Raw genomic sequence first — 22,943 nt, 5'->3', positions numbered from 1 at the left:
TTTATAAACGGAGGTGTAGCGTAATGAAATTACATTCTCAATTTTTGCGATTACATGGTTATTATGGAGCTGAACCTTCGGTGCAGATTACACTGGATGAACTTGCGCTGACCCTTGAATGCACACATCGAAATGCCCTCAATATAATCCGTAAAATGGAAGCAAGCGGCTGGATTGAATGGCATGCACAAAGAGGACGAGGCAAACGTTCAGAGTTATTTTTTCGGGTCGATCCTGAAGAAATTGCAGCGCTTACGATGATAAAAGCGATCGATCGTCATGAAATGAAGAAAGTGATGGATGATATTAAAACGTATACAAACTCTACTCGACTACCTGAACGTTTACAGGGTTGGCTCATGAGTTATTTTGGACACCATTCCAAGCAGAATGGAGTGGGTGAACAGTGGGATATCTTGCGTCTTCCCTTACGTCAGCAGATTCACGAGCTTGATCCGCTTCGAATCAACCTGCTTGCTGAGTCATTTGTATCAAGTCATGTATTTGATGGTTTACTCACCTCAGATCCAGAAACTGGAGCAATCCTGCCCCATCTCGCACATGAATACGAGGTGAGTGATGACCGAAAAGTATGGACCTTTTATTTGAGAAAAGAGGTAAGATTTCATCACGGAAAAACACTTCATGCCGAAGATGTTCTTTATACATTTAATAGACTAAAGAGATGTAATGAACCCTTGCTATACCATTTTGTAATTCAATCCATTGCTTCGGTGACTGCGATCTCCAGTCGGTGTGTTGAATTTACTCTGCATCAAGCTAACGAGTACTTCCCTTCTTTTTTATGTACCACCCGGGCTGCCATTGTTCCTTCAGATCAGAATCTAGAACAGCAAGAGTCTGTTCAAAATTTAACCAACATATACGGTACTGGACCATTCCGAATAACCGAGCATAATACAAGTATGTGTATCTTGGAGGCTTTTCCAGACTATTTCAAAACGAGACCGCATCTTGACGTGGTAGAAATCATTCAAGTCCCTTGGAACATACAAGATCAAGATTCAGATTTAGCGGAAACTTCTAATCCTTTGTTTCCTGTTCTACTTGGAGGAAATTCTGCCAATTATACAGGGGATACACAGGCTTTAAGCAAATCCTTTGTACGGAAGCTAGTTACTTGTAATACCAAAAAAGACGGACCGCTTCAGGATCCAAATATCCGAAAAAAAGTGCTAACGAGTATAAGCCTGTCTGCGTCAGAATATGTACTAGAACCCTTCAATGGGTCTAAGGATAACCGTGAGGAATCAGGCATCCCCCTTATACTCGCTACCATTCCTCAGTACCGAAAAGATGCCGCTATCATTGCTTATCAGCTAGAAAAAAACGGATATAACTGCAAGGTTAAAATTGTACCTGTGGAATTGTTTAAAGGGCCTGTTCGTATGGAAGCCGATCTGATTCTCTTTTCGCTTCTGCTCGATCAAGACGAATCACTCCGTAGACATGATCTTTATTTGACAATATCTTCTCATGTAGGACAGGATCTTCAGAATCCGATTCTGACGAGATTACGAGAAATCGAACGGACAAAGAATCCGAGCAACCGTCTCACCAAATTAATCGATCTGGAACTTATGCTCATGGAAGAAAGCATCCTTCATATCCTATATGACAAACCATTTGAAACAGCAGTATTGCCCGGTATCCGTGGGATAAAGCTAGGAAGTCAGGGATGGATTGATCTCCGGCATGTTTGGTTCCCTGCTTCCATACGATAGAGTAAACTCCCTTGTTATATGCAGATTTAGCGCAAGAAGCTTTAAGGGAAGTTTACTCTACTCACTATCCTGTATGAAACGATCTAAGATGGAGGTAAGTAAATGGAGTGGGTAACACTCGGAACTGCTTTATTTAGTGCGTTTCGAATGAAGATGCTTATTTGGTCTGTACTCGCGATTATAGTAACTGTAACTGTGCCTTTAATTAGTATCGTCAACAGCATCGGAAGAGCGGAAGGACATAATGAATTGGAACACTTATTTCATCAGTTGCTGCAAGGTTCCACCTGGTCTATCTATGTAAGTATAGGATACTTATATTTACTTATATGGTGGGTCTTGTTCTTCAGTAGAAACAAAAAGCGGAATAATAACAAAGCTACGTTACACACCTAACGGTACTCCACTTCAATCAGCAACTAAATCATTACTTAACGGAGATATAAATATCGACTTGGCCATTCATTGGATCAACTGAACGCAGATCATACAACTCAAAATCTGACTGAAATGCCCGCTCGTTATATTTAGACCATTCCCATATCTCCTGCCAAGTCTCAACAACAACTTCTTGTACCGGACCTATACGCGTCGTAAACACAACATATTTAGATTCAGGAACTACCCATTCTTCTAATCCAGAAGGGACAGCTTGTCCTTCTATAATCTCTGTTCCTAGCGCAATTGTATAGGCACCGGTCTCATCTGATTCATACTTCGTATATAAGGCAATAATTGATGAATTTATTTTGTTTGGTATACGTTCTAGTACATTGTTTGCATAAAAATTAGACCAAAGTGAAGGAATTATCCCTTCTCCCTTCAATTCAGCTCGGTTGCTGGTCACTGCTGCCTTACCCAAGAAACGAAATTCACGATGACGGATGACCTCATTCTTACTTAGTACACTAGACATAAATAGTAGCGCCTCCTAGATTACGGTCTGATAGGAAATTTATAGTTAGAACAAATCAACTTCCTTATTATAGAACAAATGTTCCCATAATACAAACATCAAATTTTCGTTCTTCCTCTCCTCCCACATCACTGAACACATTTCGTTATCTATCTCATTCGATTTAAGGTAACTCCGTTTTATTTTCCAAATAATCTCCGATATTCGGTTGGAGTCATCCCTTCATGTTCAAGAAACCGACGATTAAAATAACTGGCGCTTGGATATCCTGTTTCGGAAGCGATCTGACCGATTGTTCTTTCTGTATGTTCCAGCAATGCTTGCTTCGCCATTTGAATACGGCACTGCGTTATAAAATCCATCGGCGTCATTTGCATCGCTTTTTTAAATAATTTACAAAAGTAATGGACACTGACCCCTGCTTCTTCCGCCCAATTTTCTAAAATAAACGGACTTGCCGCTTCTTTTTGAATTTTAGGCAGCAGTTTCGTAATTCGGTCCGTAGAACGTCCGGTTCTGCTCTTCGTATGCGCTTCTGCTTGGTGGACAAACTCTGTAATTACGGCATAGGTTAATGTAGATAGAATGGTCGGGTTCAGCATTTTATGATTCTCCGCTTCGGTAAGCAGGTCCAAATGCGCTTTCTTCCACCCTTCCGGCTGACGGAGCGTCCAGATCCGGTGATCCTGAAACCCGCGCCCAAGCATATAGTCAGTTAAACTGCTGCTTCCATAAAAATGCACCCATCTGATATCCCAAGGTTCACTCGTACTGCTGTAATACCTTTGTTCCTGTAAAGGAAAATACAAAAAGGCGTCACCTTCCTCAAGTTCGTATACAGCCCCCTCCATCTCCACATAACCTTTGCCAGCTGCTACGTAGTGAATATTAAAATTATTAAGGGCCCCTTTCTCACGGGTTACCGAATGTTTGGGGGTATTGCTAAACATGCCGACAGACTCAGGGTAACAAAAAAATCGCTGATCTGTTATCGTAACTAAGTGACTTTGGCGTTCCATCGCTGGTCTCCCTTATAAAGACAATATTGTGTTAATAAACTGCAAAATATTATCATTTTAAATTTGAATAGAATTCAATACAATGACAATATCATGATAATAATATATCAGAAGGTAGGTAAAAACATGAATCAAACGTTACGTTGGGGCATTCTTGGAACAGCCAGTATTGCGAAAAGATCGGTAATTCCGGGAATTCGCGGTTCCATCCGAAATGAAGTTGTCGCAATAGCAAGCCGAAATCAAGAAAAAGCAGATGAAGCGGCAAAAGAGTTACATATCGAAAACGCTTTTGGAAGTTATGAAGCATTACTCGCGAGCGATGATATTGATGCAGTATATATCCCGCTGCCGAATCATCTTCATCTTGAATGGACCTTACGTGCGGCAGAAGCCGGTAAACATATTTTATGCGAAAAGCCGATTGCACTGAATTCAGCGGAAGCTGAGAAAATGGTGGAAGCATGTCAGAAAGCTGGTGTTCATCTTGCTGAAGCATTCATGTATCGGCATCATCCTAGGTATCAAATGATTCAAGATGCTATTCAATCTGGAGAGATTGGAGAGCTGCGCGGAATTCATGCGAACTTCACTTTCAATAGTGCTGCTAACACGGAAAATATTCGCTATCATAAAGATTGGGGCGGCGGTTCCCTCTACGATGTAGGCTGCTATCCGATCAGCGTAGCAAGACTTCTCATCGGTCAAGAACCGGAGGCGGTAACCGCACAAGCATTGTTCTCAGAGAAGCATGGCGGAGTAGACATGATGACTTCAGGTTTTGTTGAATTCCCGAATTCCATCTCTCTCATCTTTGACTGCGGAATGTGGGCTGCTTTCCGAAATGAGATGGAAGTGCTCGGCACAGATGGCGTACTTAAAGTCCCTTCCGCTTTTGCGAGTGATCCAGACACCGATTCTTCCTTCTCGATCACAGGAAAACTCGGTAATCGGGTGGTAGAAGTCCCACGAGTGAATCATTATGCCTTAATGGCTGATGATTTTGCTGATGTTGTACTGGATGGAAGCAAGCCTAAATTTGATCCACAAGATGCTGTTTTTAACATGAAAGTACTGGAATCTGCCCTGCGCTCAGCCGAGCAACGGAAACGAATCGAACTATAGGGAGGAACCGTCCATGGAAAAAATAACGATCAAAGGTTCTCGCAAACCTGTCTCTCGGCTCATAAAAGGAACGGATTATTTTCGTCATGACAACTATGATCAGGTCGTAACCAACTTGAATGCTTTCCTTGCGATTGGTGGAAATACCATTGATACTGCTCATATTTATTGCGGAGGACAAAGTGAAGAAGTTATCGGCAGGTATTTGAAAGAAATGAATAATCGTGACGAGATCGTTATTTTTACCAAAGGTGCTCATCCAGATCGTACGGGAGCAAGAGTTCATAAAGCAGCAATCGACCACGACCTGTCTGTAAGTCTAGAACGGCTTGGGACAGATCATATTGAACTATACGGCCTTCACCGGGATGATCCATCTGTTCCTGTTGAACATATTATCGAAGCACTCAATGAACATATTGATGCAGGGCGGATCGGGGCTGCTGGCGCGTCAAATTGGACCTGGGAACGGATTCAGGAAGCGAATCACTATGCGAAGACAAACGGGCTGCAAGGATTTACCTTCAGCAGTCCTAATCTTAGTCTAGCCAAAGCCAAAGAACCTTTTTGGCACGGCTGTGTTTCTGTTGACGAAGCGACAAGCAAGTTCCATGAACAAACCCAGATCCCCGTTCTCTCTTGGTCTTCCCAAGCACGAGGATTTTTCACAGGGCGGTATACTCCTGAAATAACAGACAACGAAGATTTGGTGCGTGTATTCTACAATGACGATAATTGGGAACGACTTCGCAGAGCCGAGGAGCTGGCTAAGAAAAAAGGAGTCACTACCATCCAGATTGCTCTTGCCTATGTACTGAGTCAAGCTTATCCAACCTGTGCCCTGATCGGTGCTCAGAATCCAGCAGAACTCGAGTCCTGCCAAAGAGGTGCTGAGATACAGCTTACTCGAGAGGAAGTAGAGTGGCTTGATCTTTCCGCGAACTCTATTCATCAATAGACTCGTCATCCATTGCATCTCATGACTGAGTACACTAAACTGAACATTAAATGATATGAAACTAACATTTTTCTATGAATGGCAGCAATCGTTAAAGGAGAGCTTTCGATGAAGACAGAAAAAGAAAAAATGCTCGCAGGGGAACTGTACTTAGCATGGGATGCTGAATTGACACAAGATCGTGAGCAGGCAAGACGTCTTACAAGAATCTATAATCAATCCACTGAAAATGACCCAGAACATCGGGCCGAGATCATGAGAAAACTGCTTGGAACCGTTGGTGAACATTTCTATATTGAACCAACATTCCGCTGTGACTACGGCTATAATATCCATGTAGGTGATCATTTCTATGCAAACTTCGACTGTGTCATACTTGATGTATGCGAAGTAAACATAGGGAAATATTGCTTGCTTGGTCCAGGAGTTCATATATACACGGCAACGCATCCGCTTGATCCGACTTCCAGATGTGACCGAGGTGAGGAATATGGCGCACCCGTCACGATTGGAGATAAAGTATGGATTGGGGGACGCGCCATCATTAACCCAGGCGTTACGATTGGTAACAACGTAGTTGTGGCTTCGGGTTCGGTTGTAACCAAAGATGTACCGGATAACGTCGTCGTTGGCGGAAATCCAGCACGAATTTTGAAGAAAATTGAGGTAAGTCAAGACGCGATCTAGAATCTGTATTTTACCCTTAATAAAATAGAACGACCAAAAGACCCTTCAATCCATTGAGGGGTCTTCGTTCATCTTACCTAAATAAGCAGGGATCACTTCTTCTCTTCGTTGCAGAATTCGAACAATACGCGCCCGGTTGTAACGTAAGGACAGAATGCAGGGTACATTGGCTGCTAATGCATACACCACCATCCCCCATGCTACAGCCGGCATATTCCATAGGAAGAACAACGGTACCGGCATAATGGATACATAATGACACCATTCTCCTCTATAGGCCTCTCTTTGGTATATGTGAAGATATGCGGTATCACTTCTCATGATCCGTTGCTTTCTAAAATCCTGTCCTATCCATACCGCTCCATCGGGCAATCTATTTTTCCATCGTCTAATATGCAAAACATGATCATAAAATGAAAGTTCTTTGCTAGAAGCCCTTAAACGCAGTCCATCAAACCACCGATCCGGTAGAACAGTGAACACATAGGAAATACTCATATGAAGAATAAACCATGCCGCAATATTAGCCACTATCGTAATCGGTCCTGACCACTCCCATATTTGCACCTGTCCACTCCTTTCACATATGAATCGTTTGCTTGCTTTGTTTAAGCTCCATCGCTACTTATTAGACACTAAAGCTCAATTTCACGATCTTTCCATTTCACTTTTTTCTTCACAAACGTCATTAAGATAGAACGAATAAACAAGAGAAGGAAAAATAGCAACGGCAATGGATAGAAACTCCACACCCACGAGCGGAAATTCCCTACTCTTCTGAGTAACACTGCTATTTCTAAAGCGTAGAGAGCATAGATGACCATTCCAATCCAAATATCCTCTGTAAAAAAGCTGTCTATTAATAAAAAGAAGGACGAAATCATACCCATGATCCAGACGATTACCGGCAGGAGCCGACGAAACCGGGTGGCAGCTGCACCGGATGCCATACTTTTACTCCACCCTCGCCATAAAGAGCTCCAACCCTCAGGATACATTCGAAAAAACAAGACCGAAATTCCTATATAATTTCGCACTTGATATCCTAAGCTCGCAAAACATTTCCCAAGTGTATGATGATCGAGGATTTCCCCTTTTACGAGCTCGTGGCCTCCGCTTTCCTTATACGCATCTCTGCTACAGACAATACAAGGACCAAAAGCGCCTGTTCCATCTTTCCCACTGCCGATGGAGGCCGGGATAATGACATTAAAAAATGCGGACCACTGTTCATAAGGGCGCATCATCTGATGATACGGCTGAACAGACAAGAGCCCCTCTGTATAACGAGAAAGTAAGATCTCTATTCCATTTGGACTTAAAGTGATATCTGCATCCAGAAATATAAAAATCTCACCTTTCGCCACTTCAGCCCCTTTTGCACAGGCATGGTTTTTACCAAGCCAGCCCTGCGGCAGTTCACCTGGGTCCAATACCTTTGCTCCAAATGAGGCCGCTATTTCTGCTGTTCGATCTACAGAGCCGTCATCAACAACGATAACTTCAATAGGCAAAGCGGTTTGTTCCTGTATGGAGCGCAGTAACGAAGTAAGATTGCCCTCCTCGTTCCGAGCCGGAATAATAATACTCACAGAAGGGAGCTGATCTACTTTTCTCTTCTCCCCCCTGTCCCTTTGATTATGTTTTGTTTGCTGAATCAAAGGCTTCATCCCACTTAACATGAGTAAGCCGGAAATCCATCCTGCAATAATCCATACATAGGTCACTTATAAGACCTCTTTTCTTTAAATGAGTAGTGAACTTGGTTTAATCTCTTAAAAAAACGGAAAAGATGGAACTTGAAATCAAATACTAGCAACATTATGAACCTGAGCTGATGTCATTTATACAATTAACATGCATTTACAGCCTTGTGCATTAATAATAATGAACCAGTTACATGGTGATATAGAAAGGATGCAATCCTTATGAGTAAAAAAGCAGTTGTCATTGGCGGCGGTCTTGGCGGTCTATCCTGTGCCATGCGTCTAGCTGCAGACGGATATGATGTTGAGGTACTTGAGAAGAATGAACGAGCCGGTGGAAAACTAAATATCCGTTCTGGAAAAGGCTACTCTTTTGACACCGGGCCCTCCATTCTAACCATGCCTTGGGTTCTTGAACAACTGTTCCAAAGTACAGGGAGAAGACTGGAAGACTATATAAAGCTTGTTCGCGTAGAACCGCAATGGAGAACTTTTTTCGAAGATGGCGTATCTATTGATGTCACAAGTGATCTCCCGCAGATGCTGTCTAATATCGAGGATGTTTCAGAAGAAGACGCAAAAGGTTTTTTGAAATATTTACAGTACTGCCAGAAACTTTATGATCTCAATCGAAGCAGCATATACAGTAAGAGTTTATCTGGACTCGAAGAGCTTCGTGCCATGCATACGGTAAAAGAATTGCTCGCAATGGACCCGCTCCGCACCATGTCTCAGAGTACGTCAAAATACGTAAAAGATAAACATTTGCGTCAATTGTTCGATTTTTTCATTATGTATATCGGGTCCTCACCCTATCACGCACCTGCCGTACTTTCCCAGCTTGTATATGTACAGCTCGGACTCGGGATCTATTATGTTGAGGGCGGAATGTATAATATCGCAAGAGGAATGCTGCGCGTTCTCGAAGAACAAGGAGTTCCCGTAAGAACAAATGCAAAAGTCACCCGTATTAATACCAAAGGTCAGACTGCAACAGGGGTAACACTCGAAGATGGCACAATCATCGATGCGGATCTCGTTGTATCCAACCTAGAGGCTATCCCTACTTATTACTCCCTGCTGAAGGATCAGAATGGAGCGATCAGTACAGCGAAGAAATTAAACAAATATGCACCAACCGTTTCCGGACTTGTGTTGCTCCTTGGTGTGGACAAAACTTATGAACAGTTACTGCATCACAATTTCTTCTTCTCAAATAATCCAGAGAAAGAATTCCATGATATATTTAACAAAGGAATTCCGTCTGATGACCCAACCGTATATATTGGTGTTTCCAGTAAATCAGATGCCTCTCAGGCTCCGTCAGGCAAGGAAAATTTATTTGTCTTAACCCATGTTCCGCCGCTTAAAACGGGCAAAAGTTGGCAGGCTTATAAAGATCAGTACCGTGAGCTGGTGCTGAACAAACTGGAACGAATGGGACTTACAGGTATACGTGATCATATTGAATATGAGTACACTTTTATTCCAGATGACCTTCAAAATTTATACGGATCAAACGGCGGTTCGATCTATGGAGTGGTCACAGACCGCAAAATGAACGGCGGATTTAAAATACCAAGTCAAAGTGAGCTCATGAACAACCTTTATTTCGTGGGAGGTTCCACACATCCGGGAGGCGGAGTACCTATGGTAACCCTATCTGGGCAGCTGACTGCCGATCTAATCAAAGAGAAGGAAAACAGCAAGAAAGCCGTTAAACCCCTCAAAGCGAAAAAATCAGTATAAACAGACTCCTTACCCGATATCAAAGTGCATGGTTCTATGAAAATTAGGATCATGTGCTTTTTTGCATGTCTAAGAAAAGTTCCTAAATCTTAAAAAATGGGGATATGCGGAGCATTCTTTGCTCGGCCTGCATATGGTGTGAGATAAATATACCTGAAGCGGAGGCCACTCAATGAATAAGGATCCCATTTTAAAATCACCGAACCTTAATCTAAGCGCGGATTCAAACAAGACCATCAACTACAAGCGAGATGCAAATAATTATATTACACAAGTTTTTGAGGAGCAGCTCCCCGCTATCAAAACTGGTTTTTTCAATGTCCATATGAATAAAGGGTTTATTGTACAGCCACACTGGCATACCAATGTAAATGAACTCGTCTTTGTGATCAGCGGTGAAGTTGTAACTTCCGTATTTGACCCCTTTACTCAGAAACTCAAATCCTATCGGATAAAGCCCGGCCAAGTATCCATGTTACCGCTCGGTTGGTTTCACTGGATTGTAGCTATGAAAGACGACACTCATTTTCTTACGATTTTTGATGAAGCAACGCCGGATATTGTATACGGTTCAGACTTCCTACGTTTTACTCCAAAAGAAATTATGAGTCTTGCTTATTGCGTTGATGAAGAAAAATATGCTGCTGCCGTCGCACCTATACAGGAATCTATCATTTTAGGGCCTCCGCTAGGATGTAAGAAACGGAGTGGTTCTACAGCTACAGATCCATCATCTGAAACCCCTGCTCCATCTCCTTCACATCCTTCACATCCATCGCATCCCTATTCTCATCCACAAAGTGGAATCCCGTCTCCTCAAGGATATTCTTCCGACGGCTATGGGTGGAACCAGGCTCATCCTTTTAATTACTACTATCCACAAGAAAATTATCGTCCTTATAAAACGTACTAGAGCAGCACTGTCCGAGATGACGGCATGATAAAAGGTTTCTGGATCTTCCCTACAGGGCTCCTAACTTGAGGTTTTATTATTCTTTAGATTTCTGCCTATAGGTAGCAATTATAGCCACTCCGGGAACGATCCAAATGGAGACGGCCGTCGTAACTATACCCAGTAAAATTCCGTAAATTCCTGGCTGGACACTGAGACCAAAGGCCGCGGATAACAGAAAAGCTGGAAAACTATATAATGTACGAACCGCCAGAACAGCTGCTGACTGATGTTGGACTTCCGTATAGGGTAGTACTTTCAGATAATCAGAATTTGAAAAAATGTGCCATCTCGTAAATAACCAATAAGCAATCATAAATAGGATAAGCACAAACACGATACATTTGATGTATATAGGAGGAAGCCAGATTGCCGGTATGCCAATGAACGAAATCTGCATGTACATAAGCAGAGTTTCTTTCTTTCTTAAAAAAGCTTTAATTCCAGCATTGGCTAGTCTTTTCTCCGGTTGCCCCCTATATAATCGCTGTGATTTAGTGAACAGCCACGTTTTACTGGTGCTTTTTGTAGGTTTCTCCGTAGCTTGCGACAATAATTTCCCCGTAAGCCCCATCTTGGTTGTGTTATCTTCTTCGACATCTCTCATAAAGGTCCCCGTCATATGGATCCTTCTTCGTACTAGCCATAGAAGTAGGGCGGCCAGCAGGATGATAAGGGGGATTCCAGCTACGGATAATAATAAGGCATGGTTTAGTGTCGATATAATGATTAGTAAAATCGCTGCTACATCAGGGAGTAGTGATCGAAACTTTCCTTTCCATCCACTATTGCTCACACTAACGATTCTTCCTGCTAAACCAGTTACACAAGACAATACTGCGATATAAATAAAAAATGTGATCCAATCCTCAAGAAAAAATTCAAAATTCCTCACCATAAAAGGAAGGACGAGTACGGACAATAAACAACCTTTACCTATGTTCATTAAAGAACTTACGAGCACACCACGAAACATAATTTTCTTCATCCACGTCTGTTGCTGCCTGAGAAACAACACATCCGCATCTTCTAAAAAGAGCAACATCTTACCTGAGAACAAGAACCAGATCAAGATAGCAAATAAAGAAAGGGGAATCCGCTCGGACCAAACGGGAAGTGGGTCTGTCCAGAAGTCAATATAAATACCTCCTCCAATCAACAAACCGGGTATGAGGATATATAGCATCACGATCCAGTCTACAACTGTAGCGAGTGCCTTTCTTTGCTGTTCGATATAGGTACGAAACCTACGCCAAAATATCATTTTCGGTGTTATCTGCACCATGACATCACTCTCCTCCCTCTTCCTGCTCATGCTCATGCTAAAAGAGTGAAACAGTCAAATAGTGAAGCATTCGGCTGCCCTGCAGCCAACCTTATATCTTCAAGGGTACCTCTGGACGCAATCTTTCCCTTTGACATCAGGATAAAAGAATCACATATCCGCTCTGCGGTATCCAGCACATGCGTACACATGAGAATGCCTGCACCACGTTTTCTTTCCCTATCAAGCAGCTCAAGAAAATCCTTAGTAGCCCTTGGATCCAGCCCGATAAAAGGTTCATCTACGATATACACATCAGGTCTCGATAAGAATCCAATCATTAACATCATCTTCTGCTTCATCCCTTTGGAAAAACCTCCGGGTAGTTTGTCTCTTACTGCTGTCATGTCAAACTGTTCCAGCAGCAAATTAGCCTGTATCTCAAATTGCTGATCTTCCATACCAAAAGCAGCAGCGGCGAGATCTAAATGTTCCCAAAGTGTTAAATCCTCATAATACACTGGACTTTCTGGTACATATGCATATCTCGGCGGATCACCTGAGATCGTTACACTCGCTTTGCATTCTTTGAGTAAGCCCAGAATGGCTTTAATAGTTGTACTTTTTCCAGCCCCATTAGGGCCAATAAGACCGAGAAGTTCTCCTGGCATAACTTTAAATTCAATATCCTGAATGGCAGCTGACCCCGTTTCATATCCCGCTTCCTCAATATGTACTTTTAAAACAGCCTCTTGCTGTGCTGAATAGATAGACATAGACATCATTCACTGCTCCTTTTTGCAGATTTACTTATTAAAAAATAGTACGTATAAGCAGGCATATCGTTGCATCAGATAATTAATTAAACATAGCTGCCAGATACCCACCGAGGATTGGATCAAAAGACCTTTTAAAAAAGCAATAAAAAAGGATGACTGCCAGCAGGGGCAATCATCCCGTAAAATACTATCAAAAATTATTATTTAGTTAAGATGTACACGAAGAACCGTTTCAGACATTGCTGTTACGGAACCTGCATTCTCAAGAGGCTCTACACTCTTAATTGCATCTACTCCGTCTGGAATCAGAACCGGGGTAATTACCGGATATCCAGCAGCCTGAATAGCATCCATATCAAACTCAATCAGAAGTTGACCTGCTTTTACTTCATCTCCTGTGCTTACATGAGCTTTAAATCCCTCTCCTTTGAGAGATACAGTGTTAACACCAATGTGAATGAGAACTTGCGCTCCTGAAGCATGCTCTAAAATAACAGCATGTTTACTTTTTTCAATTAAATGAGCAACTTTACCGTCAAAAGGAGCTACCACTTTTCCTTCGGTTGGTTCAATTGCAATTCCTTCTCCCATTGCTTTTTGCGCAAATGCCGGATCCGGAACCTGTTCTAAAGGAACGACCTTACCTGTCAAAGGTGCCATCACTTCAAGTAGTTCGATTTTTGCCTGTGTCTTGCCTTTTAACCATTTAAACATACAATCTCCTCCAGTGTATCTATCCAAGTCTATTTATATTGTGCATTTTTATTATATACTACTACGCTTTTTCATGCATTTATTATGAATAGTAGTACCTTTCATCATTGAGTATATGCAGGATCCTAATCACCAAGCGGTTCATATTTTATTTCGTCGGCTTGATATTTATGATCTTTGTATTGAAACGTCACGATGAGATCCCCCGCGGGAGATGTATTTGTATAGTTTGCACTTGCTCGCATCATTAGTTTCCCGTCAGTTACCATGTATCTCTCCCATGCACCAAAACCAAGACCGTCATTCAAACTCATTTCGCTCGCATACGGATCTTTAATCACTTGAGTGATGGGTTCTTTGTGCCCTTTGATCTGAAGGCTAATCTGTATTTGATTCTTATCTGCCTTAATCGTAGATTTTTCTATATTTTCTTCTACTATCTTTTTAAGCGAATCGATCTTTTCCTCTTTCAGGGTTACTGGATTCCATACTTTAACTTCTTGATTGAATAGTCCCGTACCATACCCCAGCGTATTCACGACAATAATTTCTTTGTGCCCGTCTCCAGAAATGTCTTCCGTGATCAATTCAGGTTTATAGTTCCATCCCCACATTCCTTTCCAATCAGGAAAGGAGTAGGTTTTTCCTGAGACTTTCAGCTTCATCCCTTCGATATAATCATATTTCCCTATTTTCATTGGAAGCAGGGTAATATCTGGCTCTCCCTCAGGATGCATTATATAGTAATTGGCTGTAGTGAACTTTGCTGCAACATCGTCCTCGGATATGGTTACTTTTGCTCCAGACATCTCTGCCAATAAAGTGGCTGGAACAAAGATATTGCCATTTCGCAGTTCAGCCGGTGTTTTAAGTCGAACCGGGTTAGAGCTGGTCTGAACTATCTTTTCTCCAGCGGTGATTATATATTTTTTTAATTGTGATTTGACCTCTGCTCTTTTATGAACGTTATCCCAGGTTAGCTCCACTTTCGCTAAATCATGGATCATTCTTAAAGGAAGAATATACACGTCATTCTGAATTGCAGCTTTTGATCCGTATGAAGAACTTTTATCATCTATGGAAACCTCTTTTTGCATTTCTCTTGCATCTGCTAATGATGCGGTAGCATAAGAGCCGGCAACAACCGAGAAGATCAATAAACCAGATACAATATGATTCCAATATTTTTTCATAAGAAGAACCCTTCTTTCTAATCCCATTGTATTCTTTCTATACATTAAACACTTATGAAGGAAAATAGTTGGAGTTCACTCGTTTTTTTGAGGTATGTTCATCATTTTGTAACCAACTTCATACTACACATGGGAAAAATTTAAATATAATAGGAGCTTGGGTGGAGTGTGTTCTTACTGTCAGAATGGAGGTTAATCTTGATGGAACTTGCTCAACTATCCTATTTTATTAAAGTTGCCGAACTAGAACATGTGACCCGTGCAGCTGAAGAATTACATATGGCACAGCCCGCATTAACCAAAGCAATTCGTCAACTGGAAAAAGAATTAAATACCCCTCTGTTTGATCGACTGGGTAAATATATACGTCTAAATGAGAATGGAAGAATTTTTTTGAAGTATGCGACAGAAGCCTTACAGCTGCTGGAGGAAGGTAAAAAACAGTTACAAGATACAACAGATGGCAAAAAAGGTTCTGTTCAGCTGGCAATAGACGTACATACTCAAGATGTTCCAGAACTTATTATGAAGTTTAAAGAGAATTTTCCGGAGTTTAATGTAGCAATTGTACCCTATGTAGAGGGAAGCTATCATCATGACCTGTGCTTGACTAGTATGCCGGTCATACCGCAGACCATGGAAAGAGTTTGTTTATACAATGAGGAACTCCTTCTAGCCCTGCCGGATTCTCACCCGCTTGCCAGCTTAGAGACGATTCATCTGCAATCAGTTAGGCACGAATCCTTTATTATGGCCCCGGTTTCAAGCAGCCTGCGTGTCATTACAGACCGTTGTTTCGCAATGGCTGGCATACAGCCCTCTATCGCACTAGAGAGTGAGGATCCCATCCTTGTAGAACGTATGGTTTCAGCAGGACAATTACTTGCGATTGTTCCTTCGAGATCATGGACATCGTCTGCTTATTCAGGTATCGTGCTGCGCCGTATTGTAAATGCCGGCAGTTCAAGAACGGTATCGCTATGCTGGATGAAAGGACATTATTTATCTTGTGCTGCGGAAAGGTTTAAAGAACTAGCTATTCAGCATTATAAAGAAAAACCCTCAGTTTCGGTCTAAGACCTTACGCTGAGGGTTTTGTTCTAGGATTTTGAAATTCCAAGTAGAACTGCAGAAATGATAATAAGTAGAATTCCGATGGAAATAAAAACGAGTTGTCTTTTTGTCTTATGTTCTTTTAATATAAAGATCCCGCCTAGTGTAGCTACTACTACACTCATTTGAGAAAGGGTAAAACTTGTAGCCACCCCGACCTTATCTTGCGAGATAAACAAGAACATATTCCCTGCTGCCCAAATTAGGCCTGGTAATATATTTTTAAGTGCATAAGTGTTAAAAGGTTTGTGTTTTGCCGTAAGGACTAAACCACCAATTACCATCCCGATCCCCTGCGGAAGCAGTACATCCCAACCATCTATTCCAAATAAACGAACGATAACCACATAGACAAGATAACCAAAGGTGGATACAAGTAATATAAGAATCCCTTTTTTTAAGTTTCCTTCACCGTCGTCTTTTTCGTTCTTTCCTTTAATGGATGTAAAAATAACCCCGGTAACAATAAGTACGAGTGCAATGATTCCTAACGTGACCGATTTCCCTGAATTCCATTCATTAAAGATAAAGGCCCCAAATAACGTTGTCGCCACCAGCTGCATACCGGTAGATATAGGCAATGTTTTAGAGACACCCATCACATCAATCGTTTTCAGCTGTCCACCTTGTCCCAGAACCCAGAAGAACCCGGAAATGAGACCAATGATTATTGTCTTCATATCCAGATGAACCGGATCATATATGTATAATCCTATTGAAAATAGTAAAGCACCTAACGTAGTTCCAAGCGTTTGGGTGTAGGGTCCTCCCCCAATTTTGACATTAACCAGAACAAGACTCCCCCAGAATATAGCGGGTAAGATTGCGAAAAAAATATCCATATTCCTAATCCTTCTCTCTCTATAAATATCGAAGATATGTCATTATGTTCCATAAAAATATATGTAATTATGGATATATAGACATACTCAATATTATGTAAACAAATTTATTCATTTTGAATTAAAAAATAGTGAAAATTTTTTATTCCATTTACCACCAACAACTTTCCTCAGGCAAAAAAAGAAAGACTGCATCTTCTTATGATAAGAAAATGCAGTCTTTCTTTTGCTTACGATATACTTACAAGGTTCATGCTCACTATAACAAAACAAATCATCATTAAAGTAACAGAAGGTAAGACTCCCGACATGGATCCTTTTCCGAGCCTGATTTGCATAACAACCATCGCTGCCATCATAATCGCAAGATAAAAAGCACCTACTGCTCCAAGCAAGAGATTCCAGCTGCCAATAAAGAGTAAAATAGCCCCTACCATTTCTAAGATTCCCATCACATAACGAAACCACTTCGGCAAGCCAAAACTTTTATATTTGGCGGCCACCTCTTTGGACATAAATTTACTCATCCCCAGCAATAAAAACGCGATGCCTGTTCCCACCTGTAGCACTGTTGTCATTGTAGATCTCCTTTGCGTTCATAATGGTGTAGGAGTAGTATCCATGGGCGTTAATCAAGTTATGCGATGGAAGATCTAATATATATAAAAGGAACACGAGTAATTTCTGAATTCCTTATCACATTACGATAAAACTTCCCATCGATGCTGATTCTTTTCTAATTTTGGATGCGTAAATTTAGGATGATCAACGAGTATCAATCTAATCTTAGTGATCCACTCATCAAAAAAAGGGTAAGAAGCAAAACAATTCGCATATTCGCTTGACAGCATCAGAAAAAAAGGGCCTTTGTACTTCTCGGTTACATGTCGTAGTGCCGCTTCCATAGGCGTATATTTTTTTCTTTTGCCTTCCCAGTTCTCCAAGGTAATGATGCTATCATTCTGTTCTCTTTTCCATTCATGCAAACGATCTTCTCTTTTGTAAAACGGAAGCACTGGGTGATTCGTCATCCGATTTACTGTCGCTTCATGCAGTGGATAGAGAATGAACTTTGTGAATTTACGTTCTTTTACGGTTTGGAATGCTTTAGATAACTGTATATCTGTTATTTTCTCAAAATCATCATAATAGATCAGTGATCCTTTATACATTTCCTTCGGTGGTTCGTAACCAAAAGGTACTGCGTGTACTTCTCTTGCCATCCCTCATTTCTCCCTTCTATCTCTATTTAGTATCCGACGTAATAATAAATACCCATTCTATAAGTATGGATTACCGCTCTCCATAATACTCTTATCTTTATCTTGTCCTTGGTGTACCGCACCATATGCATTAGCCAAGCGAAACAAAAGCCGAATCAATAAGAACATGAAAAACACGTATAAGACTGCATAGATCGTCATCACGATTGCCCATTCTTTTTCCAAATTGATAATAAAAGGATAGAAAAATTGCTGAAGGACAAGCAAACCAATTAATGCGTTGCGTCTAGTTATGAACGCCTCTTCCAGCGATGGATCACTCATTTGATGCCATATCGATAATTGCCCAAGTGAAGTAAACAACAGCATGATCATCAGTAAATTGACTATGGAGGAAGACTGCGCATATACAATGGAAGACAGAGATATGTCTGGGAACCAGATCCCACTATTTAAATTCGGAACCCAATCTCTTATAAAAGATTCGATCAAAAGAATAAACGTAATCCATTTCACTTTTTGAAATAGAGCAGACTCTGCTTCTAAGGAAGAAAGCGAGTATAAAATGAGTACATATCCTAACAGGTCATTAAAAATGTCAAAATTCATGATATTAATATCCAGTATAAGCAGGGTAAATCCCCATGCCATTCGGCGAAGTGCTTTTTCACTGATGTGCTGAATTGAGAGGTTCGTCATTTCACTGCACCCCCATCTCGCACAATCGTTTTAATTTCATCCGATGAATAATAAAAATGGTTGCTTGTCAGAAGATCGTAAACTATTTTGGTACCGTCTGGTAATCTAAAATGCACTAAAATTCCTACAGAATATGAAATAAACCCATCTTGCGCAAGTCTCGGTTCTATAGACGCATACTGAAAATGGATACGATCACCTTTTTTAATTTGTTTAGGGTATGTAACTTGATCATACGGTTTGCCATACACACGAAGCTGGAATAAATCTTTTAATTTATCGGTATGACTTAATTCAATTTTCTCAAGCACTGCATCTGAGTTCATCTCAAATACCTCATATCCCGAACCGTCAGAAGAAGATCCCCCATGAATCATGGCTAAACCCTGAGATTTTTCTGGATCGGCACGAAAGATAAGTTCACCAATCGGAACCTGTTCCGAGGTGCCGTCATCATAATTTACGGTTATGGTGTTTACGATGAGTTCATTATTCTGATCAGGCAAATACTCTAGATCTTTTTCGGTGAATTCAAAATGCATTTGGTATGCTGACTGATACTTATAAGATGTTTTTTCCCTTTTGGCATAAGATTCCTTCTTGAATTCTTCGATCGAGATAGACTTCACTTTCTTTCCCGGTCCCTTGTTTTCAAAGTAATCAATTTCCATCCAATTGGTTCCTTTAAAAATCGTTGTCGTCAAATAGTGGGTAGGAAAAACAGGTTTCTTAAGCTGCATACTGTTGTAATACCCAATGTTTCCCGCCCATAAGATTAGCAAAATAAATAATAGCCCTAATCCTATAAATGTAGTCTTACGCTTCTTTGATGAATGGATCAGTTCTTTGTACTTCAATCGTGTTCTTCCTTCCTTCTCATCGCATAATATTTTGTTACGTCATCCTCTGATGTGCTCGGCTGCTTTTGCCATTCGGTACAATACTCGTACGAAAAGGATACAAAGGATAGCCGAAAGCAGCACAGGAACAATGACAAAAACGAGCTTATCCTCAACTAGATTAAGAAAAAATGGATAGATGAGCATTTCCAGCATCAGACAGCCGATCAGCCATAAGCTTCTTTTTTGCATCGACTGTTTTAGTAAACCCGATCTTATATAGTACCATAAAGGAAGATCACAAAGACCCTTGTATATGAAATATAGGAGTATAATCATGAGTAATTGTAAGCCTTGCGTATAGATATGGTTACCAACCGAGATGGTTTGAAATGTTTCAGCAGTACTTACTGACGGCATGAAATTCTTAGGCAGGGAGAGGATGGATAGCAAAAGAGCAAGCCATGAGACAACATGAAAAGCAGATGTTTTTTCGCTTAATACCACAGCAGCTCTATAAATCAAGAAAAACCCTATAAAATCAGCAAATATATCAAATGAATAGGAATTAATATGAAAGTTAACTTTAATGATTATGAAAATAAATCCGATCCCCATTCTCCTAAGGGGTGTAGTGACCTTTGTACGCAATAAATACTCCAATCCATTTACCTCTCTTGTATATAGGACCTCACTTGCTCTTCTGAGAAATAAACAGAACTCTCATTGAGCGCTATTGCTTCTACCTTGGTTGAACCATCTTCCCTTTTAAAATGAAGCTGAACCACGGGGTTATATACCCTCATTGATCCTTCACCCTTCTTCGGAAGATTCCACTTGTAGCTGATCCGAATGGGGTCATTTGCGTTCAATTTCCATTCCTGTAGATCGGTATAATCCGTATCATTCACCATAAGCTGAAGAACCGGTTCGATATCAGACTGATTTAGAGACACGCGTTCAAGGATTGCGGGTTCTTTCATCCGAAGAGCCGTAAGTCCGCTGCCATCAGGAGAACCGCCGCTAGACGTAGTAAGGACAATCGAATCTTCATCTGACTGATCAAATGTCTCAATACGAATTTCACCGATCGGGATTCGTTCAGGCTCAATCCCTTGGTACACCACTTCCATTTCATGAATGACAAGGTCCTGCTGTTCATTTTGCTCATTTTCTTCTCTTAGCGGCTTATAGTAAAGGACCTTTAGAACATGGTGTGTATATTCCTTCACTTCTTCGATTCGGTAGCTCGAATAAGGCAGCTCATCAAACTTGATATATATGACCCTGTTATCACCCGTTTTGTTCTCCAGATAATAAATTGGGATTTCTTCTTGGTTTACATCGTAACTCCCCAAATGCACAAGGAACAAAGGTTTATCGAGTCTCACCCCGAAGTAATACCATACATTCCCTGCCCAACTCATGATTAACAGCAATAAAAATCCAATGAATACTGTTCTTGCAGTTAGCCATTTCGGCGTATTCACCTGTACCCACCTCATTTCAAGACATTATTTTACCACTAATTAGCAAATGAGGGGAGATAAGTGTTGTAAATCCTAATAACCACAAAAAAGGTGGATCAAATTGAGTTCAATTTGATCCACCTTTTCATATTGCATTCCACTCTGCCATATATGATTCAGTAAGTACAATTGCATACTAATTTATTTTCCTTTTACAGTTGCCGTTCCTGTAACAAGTTCCGTCTCGCTAAGTACCGAAGATGCTGTACTATTCGCTGTCTGTCCTGCCACCCTTTTCACGAACAAAGCAAGGACGAAACCGAGACATGCGAGAATCAGTCCGATCTTAAATGCGTCCATTACACCCGCAGTCATTGCTGCATTCAATTCAGCCGTTCCAGGATTCGCTATGCCGCTTAGCGCTTTCTTCTCCCCATTCTGCATGATCGAGATGAAGATTGCTGCACCGAGAGCACCTGACGTTTGCTGCAGCGTAGTCAGAACCGCTGTCCCATGCGGATATAACTCTGCAGGAAGAGCATTCAGTCCATTGGTTTGTGCAGGCATCATAATCATCGCAATAGAGATCATTAAGAACGTTTGAAGAATGGCCACGAGCCAAGCAGACTGTAAAGGCAGCAATAAGAAACAAGTGATTGTAACAATCATAATCAACATTCCAGGCAAAAGAAGCACCCGTGGCCCATATTTATCGAATAATTTCCCCATGATTGGTGACATGAGTCCGTTCAGAAGTCCGCCAGGCAACATGACAAGTCCGGTCATCAGAGCACTATAAAGCATGACTTCCTGCAAATAAAGAGGTAAAACGAGCATCATAGCAAACATAGTCATCATCACGATGATGGATAATACCACAGCAACAGAAAACATCGGATAGATAAATACCTTTATATCCATAACAGGCGCGGTCAACTTCATCTGCCTCCACACAAAGAGAGCAAGAGATATAGCACCAATCGCGATAATAAAGATCACATAGCTCTGAATCGCTGTGCTGCCGCCTTCCCCCATACTTCCAAATCCGAATACAATTCCTCCAAAGCCAATGGTTGAAAGAATAACGGAGAACACATCCAGCTTCGGTCTGCTCGTACTTGTAACATTTCTTAACTTCATAAATCCGAAGATCAACGTTAAGGCAACGATCGGAGCTACCAAAATAAATAACCAGCGCCATGATAAATGCTGCAGGATAAAACCAGATAATGTCGGTCCTATGGCGGGCGCAAACATAAGAACAAGTCCAATCAGTCCCATTGCAGCTCCTCTGCGCTCCATAGGAATGACAGCCAGGATAATATTCATCATCAGTGGAATCAGCACAGCCGTACCGACGGCTTGAATGACCCTTCCTAAGAGAAGAATACCAAAGCTTGAACTAATTGCGGCAAGAACTGTCCCGATCAGGAATAAGGCCATTGCAGATAGATAAAGTTGTCTTGTTGTAAACCGCTGAACTAAATATGCAGATACGGGGATAAGTATACCGATGACAAGCATGTAGCTAGTCGAAAGCCACTGAGCTAGGTGAGGTTCAATACTCAGGTCACCCATGATTTGAAATAAAGCTACATTCAGTAACGTCTCGTTAAGAATAGCTACAAAGGCACCCGACAATAAAACAGCAAGAAGCAAACCGGTTTTCGGAGAGTCGGCACTCTTATTTTCGTTGTTATCTGCCGAATCATTCAGTGAAGTTGTATTCAATTTTTCTCCTCCATCCCATTCTATCTATGTATATGTAAATCCGTTCACCTTCCTTTTTTGAAGATGAGGTATACGGACAATGTAAGGAGTAAGTATCCTTACTTATAGTGATTTATCGCACTGCTACAACATAACACATCCCAGTTCCTTCTGCATCTGTATTTCCTTTCTATAACTGTTTTTTAATTATTTTATTTATAAAGCATTCTCCCTTTATTTT

The 22,943-nt window shown here is 41.1% G+C and carries 24 protein-coding genes; 8 read left to right on the top strand and 16 right to left on the bottom strand.

From position 1 onward, the window contains the following. Positions 1-23: 23 nt before the first annotated feature. Both PV403_RS07000 and PV403_RS06995 read left to right on the top strand, forming a co-directional pair. Positions 24-1,745, top strand: coding sequence for an ABC transporter substrate-binding protein (locus PV403_RS07000; protein WP_332084002.1), 1,722 nt, complete (start codon positions 24-26; stop codon positions 1,743-1,745). A gap of 102 nt (positions 1,746-1,847) precedes the next feature. Next, a complete protein-coding gene (locus PV403_RS06995) occupies positions 1,848-2,141 on the top strand; it encodes a hypothetical protein (protein ID WP_332084001.1) in 294 nt (97 codons plus the stop codon). Between the two features lie 31 nt (positions 2,142-2,172). Here the strand turns inward: PV403_RS06995 and PV403_RS06990 are convergent, their stop codons facing one another. Both PV403_RS06990 and PV403_RS06985 read right to left on the bottom strand, forming a co-directional pair. Then, positions 2,173-2,661, bottom strand: a complete 489-nt coding sequence (locus tag PV403_RS06990) for a GyrI-like domain-containing protein (RefSeq protein ID WP_332084000.1) — start codon at positions 2,659-2,661, stop codon at positions 2,173-2,175. Positions 2,662-2,840: 179 nt separating this feature from the next. Then, on the bottom strand, positions 2,841-3,680 hold the full coding sequence (locus PV403_RS06985) for a helix-turn-helix transcriptional regulator (protein ID WP_332083999.1): 840 nt from the start codon (positions 3,678-3,680) through the stop codon (positions 2,841-2,843). A 126-nt stretch (positions 3,681-3,806) separates the two neighbouring features. Between PV403_RS06985 and PV403_RS06980 the strand changes: the two genes are divergently transcribed. The 3 genes from PV403_RS06980 (at position 3,807) to PV403_RS06970 (ending at position 6,450) form a co-directional block, all read left to right on the top strand. Continuing rightward, complete coding sequence (locus tag PV403_RS06980) at positions 3,807-4,805, top strand: Gfo/Idh/MocA family protein (RefSeq protein ID WP_332083998.1); 999 nt, start codon at positions 3,807-3,809, stop codon at positions 4,803-4,805. A gap of 13 nt (positions 4,806-4,818) precedes the next feature. Continuing rightward, positions 4,819-5,763: an aldo/keto reductase gene (locus PV403_RS06975; RefSeq protein ID WP_332083997.1), complete on the top strand. Its 945-nt coding sequence runs from the start codon at positions 4,819-4,821 to the stop codon at positions 5,761-5,763. A gap of 108 nt (positions 5,764-5,871) precedes the next feature. Continuing rightward, positions 5,872-6,450, top strand: coding sequence for a sugar O-acetyltransferase (locus PV403_RS06970; RefSeq protein WP_213531413.1), 579 nt, complete (start codon positions 5,872-5,874; stop codon positions 6,448-6,450). Between the two features lie 45 nt (positions 6,451-6,495). Here PV403_RS06970 and PV403_RS06965 read toward each other — a convergent pair whose 3' ends face one another. Both PV403_RS06965 and PV403_RS06960 read right to left on the bottom strand, forming a co-directional pair. Further along, entirely contained in the window at positions 6,496-7,017 is a 522-nt protein-coding gene (locus PV403_RS06965) for a hypothetical protein (protein ID WP_332083996.1), read from the bottom strand. A gap of 68 nt (positions 7,018-7,085) precedes the next feature. Continuing rightward, positions 7,086-8,177: a glycosyltransferase gene (locus PV403_RS06960; RefSeq protein WP_332083995.1), complete on the bottom strand. Its 1,092-nt coding sequence runs from the start codon at positions 8,175-8,177 to the stop codon at positions 7,086-7,088. 201 nt (positions 8,178-8,378) lie between these two features. Here PV403_RS06960 and PV403_RS06955 point away from each other — a divergent pair, with 201 nt between their 5' ends. Both PV403_RS06955 and PV403_RS06950 read left to right on the top strand, forming a co-directional pair. Next, positions 8,379-9,905 carry a phytoene desaturase family protein gene (locus PV403_RS06955; RefSeq protein WP_332083994.1) on the top strand — a complete coding sequence of 509 codons (1,527 nt, stop codon included), beginning with the start codon at positions 8,379-8,381 and terminating at the stop codon, positions 9,903-9,905. 172 nt (positions 9,906-10,077) lie between these two features. Further along, complete coding sequence (locus PV403_RS06950) at positions 10,078-10,818, top strand: cupin domain-containing protein (protein WP_332083992.1); 741 nt, start codon at positions 10,078-10,080, stop codon at positions 10,816-10,818. Between the two features lie 76 nt (positions 10,819-10,894). Here the strand turns inward: PV403_RS06950 and PV403_RS06945 are convergent, their stop codons facing one another. The 4 genes from PV403_RS06945 to PV403_RS06930 all read right to left on the bottom strand — a co-directional run bounded on the left by PV403_RS06945 (position 10,895) and on the right by PV403_RS06930 (position 14,807). Next, entirely contained in the window at positions 10,895-12,142 is a 1,248-nt protein-coding gene (locus tag PV403_RS06945; RefSeq protein ID WP_332083991.1) for an ABC transporter permease, read from the bottom strand. Positions 12,143-12,174: 32 nt separating this feature from the next. Then, positions 12,175-12,906: an ABC transporter ATP-binding protein gene (locus tag PV403_RS06940; RefSeq protein ID WP_332083990.1), complete on the bottom strand. Its 732-nt coding sequence runs from the start codon at positions 12,904-12,906 to the stop codon at positions 12,175-12,177. Between the two features lie 198 nt (positions 12,907-13,104). Continuing rightward, positions 13,105-13,614, bottom strand: a complete 510-nt coding sequence (locus tag PV403_RS06935) for a PTS sugar transporter subunit IIA (protein ID WP_213531401.1) — start codon at positions 13,612-13,614, stop codon at positions 13,105-13,107. A gap of 125 nt (positions 13,615-13,739) precedes the next feature. Next, positions 13,740-14,807 (bottom strand): stalk domain-containing protein, encoded by a 1,068-nt coding sequence (locus PV403_RS06930; protein WP_332083989.1) that lies wholly within the window; start codon positions 14,805-14,807, stop codon positions 13,740-13,742. Between the two features lie 201 nt (positions 14,808-15,008). Between PV403_RS06930 and PV403_RS06925 the strand changes: the two genes are divergently transcribed. After that, positions 15,009-15,884 (top strand): LysR family transcriptional regulator, encoded by an 876-nt coding sequence (locus PV403_RS06925; protein WP_332083988.1) that lies wholly within the window; start codon positions 15,009-15,011, stop codon positions 15,882-15,884. A gap of 23 nt (positions 15,885-15,907) precedes the next feature. Here PV403_RS06925 and PV403_RS06920 read toward each other — a convergent pair whose 3' ends face one another. From PV403_RS06920 to PV403_RS06885, 8 genes are all read right to left on the bottom strand, one after another. After that, a complete protein-coding gene (locus tag PV403_RS06920) occupies positions 15,908-16,762 on the bottom strand; it encodes a GRP family sugar transporter (RefSeq protein ID WP_332083987.1) in 855 nt (284 codons plus the stop codon). Positions 16,763-16,992: 230 nt separating this feature from the next. Continuing rightward, positions 16,993-17,340, bottom strand: coding sequence for a DoxX family protein (locus tag PV403_RS06915; RefSeq protein WP_332083986.1), 348 nt, complete (start codon positions 17,338-17,340; stop codon positions 16,993-16,995). A 123-nt stretch (positions 17,341-17,463) separates the two neighbouring features. Continuing rightward, positions 17,464-17,985 carry a hypothetical protein gene (locus tag PV403_RS06910; RefSeq protein WP_332083985.1) on the bottom strand — a complete coding sequence of 174 codons (522 nt, stop codon included), beginning with the start codon at positions 17,983-17,985 and terminating at the stop codon, positions 17,464-17,466. Positions 17,986-18,042: 57 nt separating this feature from the next. Further along, positions 18,043-18,684 (bottom strand): hypothetical protein, encoded by a 642-nt coding sequence (locus tag PV403_RS06905; protein WP_332083984.1) that lies wholly within the window; start codon positions 18,682-18,684, stop codon positions 18,043-18,045. Beyond that, positions 18,681-19,541 carry a hypothetical protein gene (locus tag PV403_RS06900; protein WP_332083983.1) on the bottom strand — a complete coding sequence of 287 codons (861 nt, stop codon included), beginning with the start codon at positions 19,539-19,541 and terminating at the stop codon, positions 18,681-18,683. Before PV403_RS06900 ends, PV403_RS06905 begins: the two co-directional genes overlap by 4 nt. A gap of 42 nt (positions 19,542-19,583) precedes the next feature. Then, positions 19,584-20,186, bottom strand: coding sequence for a hypothetical protein (locus PV403_RS06895; RefSeq protein WP_332083982.1), 603 nt, complete (start codon positions 20,184-20,186; stop codon positions 19,584-19,586). 5 nt (positions 20,187-20,191) lie between these two features. Beyond that, complete coding sequence (locus PV403_RS06890; RefSeq protein ID WP_332083981.1) at positions 20,192-21,013, bottom strand: hypothetical protein; 822 nt, start codon at positions 21,011-21,013, stop codon at positions 20,192-20,194. 180 nt (positions 21,014-21,193) lie between these two features. Further along, positions 21,194-22,723: an MDR family MFS transporter gene (locus tag PV403_RS06885; protein ID WP_332083980.1), complete on the bottom strand. Its 1,530-nt coding sequence runs from the start codon at positions 22,721-22,723 to the stop codon at positions 21,194-21,196. Positions 22,724-22,943 lie beyond the last annotated feature (220 nt).

The organism is Paenibacillus sp. GYB006, assembly GCF_036577645.1.
Taxonomy (GTDB): domain Bacteria; phylum Bacillota; class Bacilli; order Paenibacillales; family Paenibacillaceae; genus Paenibacillus.
Note: the sequence above shows the minus strand (reverse complement) of the source record. Positions and strands in the feature narration are given on the sequence as shown.

Coding starts and splice junctions, on each gene's coding strand:
- PV403_RS06980 (WP_332083998.1), top strand. CDS start 3,807: ATGAATCAAACGTTACGTTGGGGCATTCTTGGAACAGCCAGTATTGCG.
- PV403_RS06940 (WP_332083990.1), bottom strand. CDS start 12,906: ATGATGTCTATGTCTATCTATTCAGCACAGCAAGAGGCTGTTTTAAAA.
- PV403_RS06995 (WP_332084001.1), top strand. CDS start 1,848: ATGGAGTGGGTAACACTCGGAACTGCTTTATTTAGTGCGTTTCGAATG.
- PV403_RS06935 (WP_213531401.1), bottom strand. CDS start 13,614: ATGTTTAAATGGTTAAAAGGCAAGACACAGGCAAAAATCGAACTACTT.
- PV403_RS06925 (WP_332083988.1), top strand. CDS start 15,009: ATGGAACTTGCTCAACTATCCTATTTTATTAAAGTTGCCGAACTAGAA.
- PV403_RS06955 (WP_332083994.1), top strand. CDS start 8,379: ATGAGTAAAAAAGCAGTTGTCATTGGCGGCGGTCTTGGCGGTCTATCC.
- PV403_RS06975 (WP_332083997.1), top strand. CDS start 4,819: ATGGAAAAAATAACGATCAAAGGTTCTCGCAAACCTGTCTCTCGGCTC.
- PV403_RS06945 (WP_332083991.1), bottom strand. CDS start 12,142: ATGGTGCAGATAACACCGAAAATGATATTTTGGCGTAGGTTTCGTACC.
- PV403_RS06905 (WP_332083984.1), bottom strand. CDS start 18,684: ATGACGAACCTCTCAATTCAGCACATCAGTGAAAAAGCACTTCGCCGA.
- PV403_RS06930 (WP_332083989.1), bottom strand. CDS start 14,807: ATGAAAAAATATTGGAATCATATTGTATCTGGTTTATTGATCTTCTCG.
- PV403_RS06950 (WP_332083992.1), top strand. CDS start 10,078: ATGAATAAGGATCCCATTTTAAAATCACCGAACCTTAATCTAAGCGCG.
- PV403_RS06985 (WP_332083999.1), bottom strand. CDS start 3,680: ATGGAACGCCAAAGTCACTTAGTTACGATAACAGATCAGCGATTTTTT.
- PV403_RS06910 (WP_332083985.1), bottom strand. CDS start 17,985: ATGGCAAGAGAAGTACACGCAGTACCTTTTGGTTACGAACCACCGAAG.
- PV403_RS06920 (WP_332083987.1), bottom strand. CDS start 16,762: ATGGATATTTTTTTCGCAATCTTACCCGCTATATTCTGGGGGAGTCTT.
- PV403_RS07000 (WP_332084002.1), top strand. CDS start 24: ATGAAATTACATTCTCAATTTTTGCGATTACATGGTTATTATGGAGCT.
- PV403_RS06970 (WP_213531413.1), top strand. CDS start 5,872: ATGAAGACAGAAAAAGAAAAAATGCTCGCAGGGGAACTGTACTTAGCA.
- PV403_RS06915 (WP_332083986.1), bottom strand. CDS start 17,340: ATGACAACAGTGCTACAGGTGGGAACAGGCATCGCGTTTTTATTGCTG.
- PV403_RS06990 (WP_332084000.1), bottom strand. CDS start 2,661: ATGTCTAGTGTACTAAGTAAGAATGAGGTCATCCGTCATCGTGAATTT.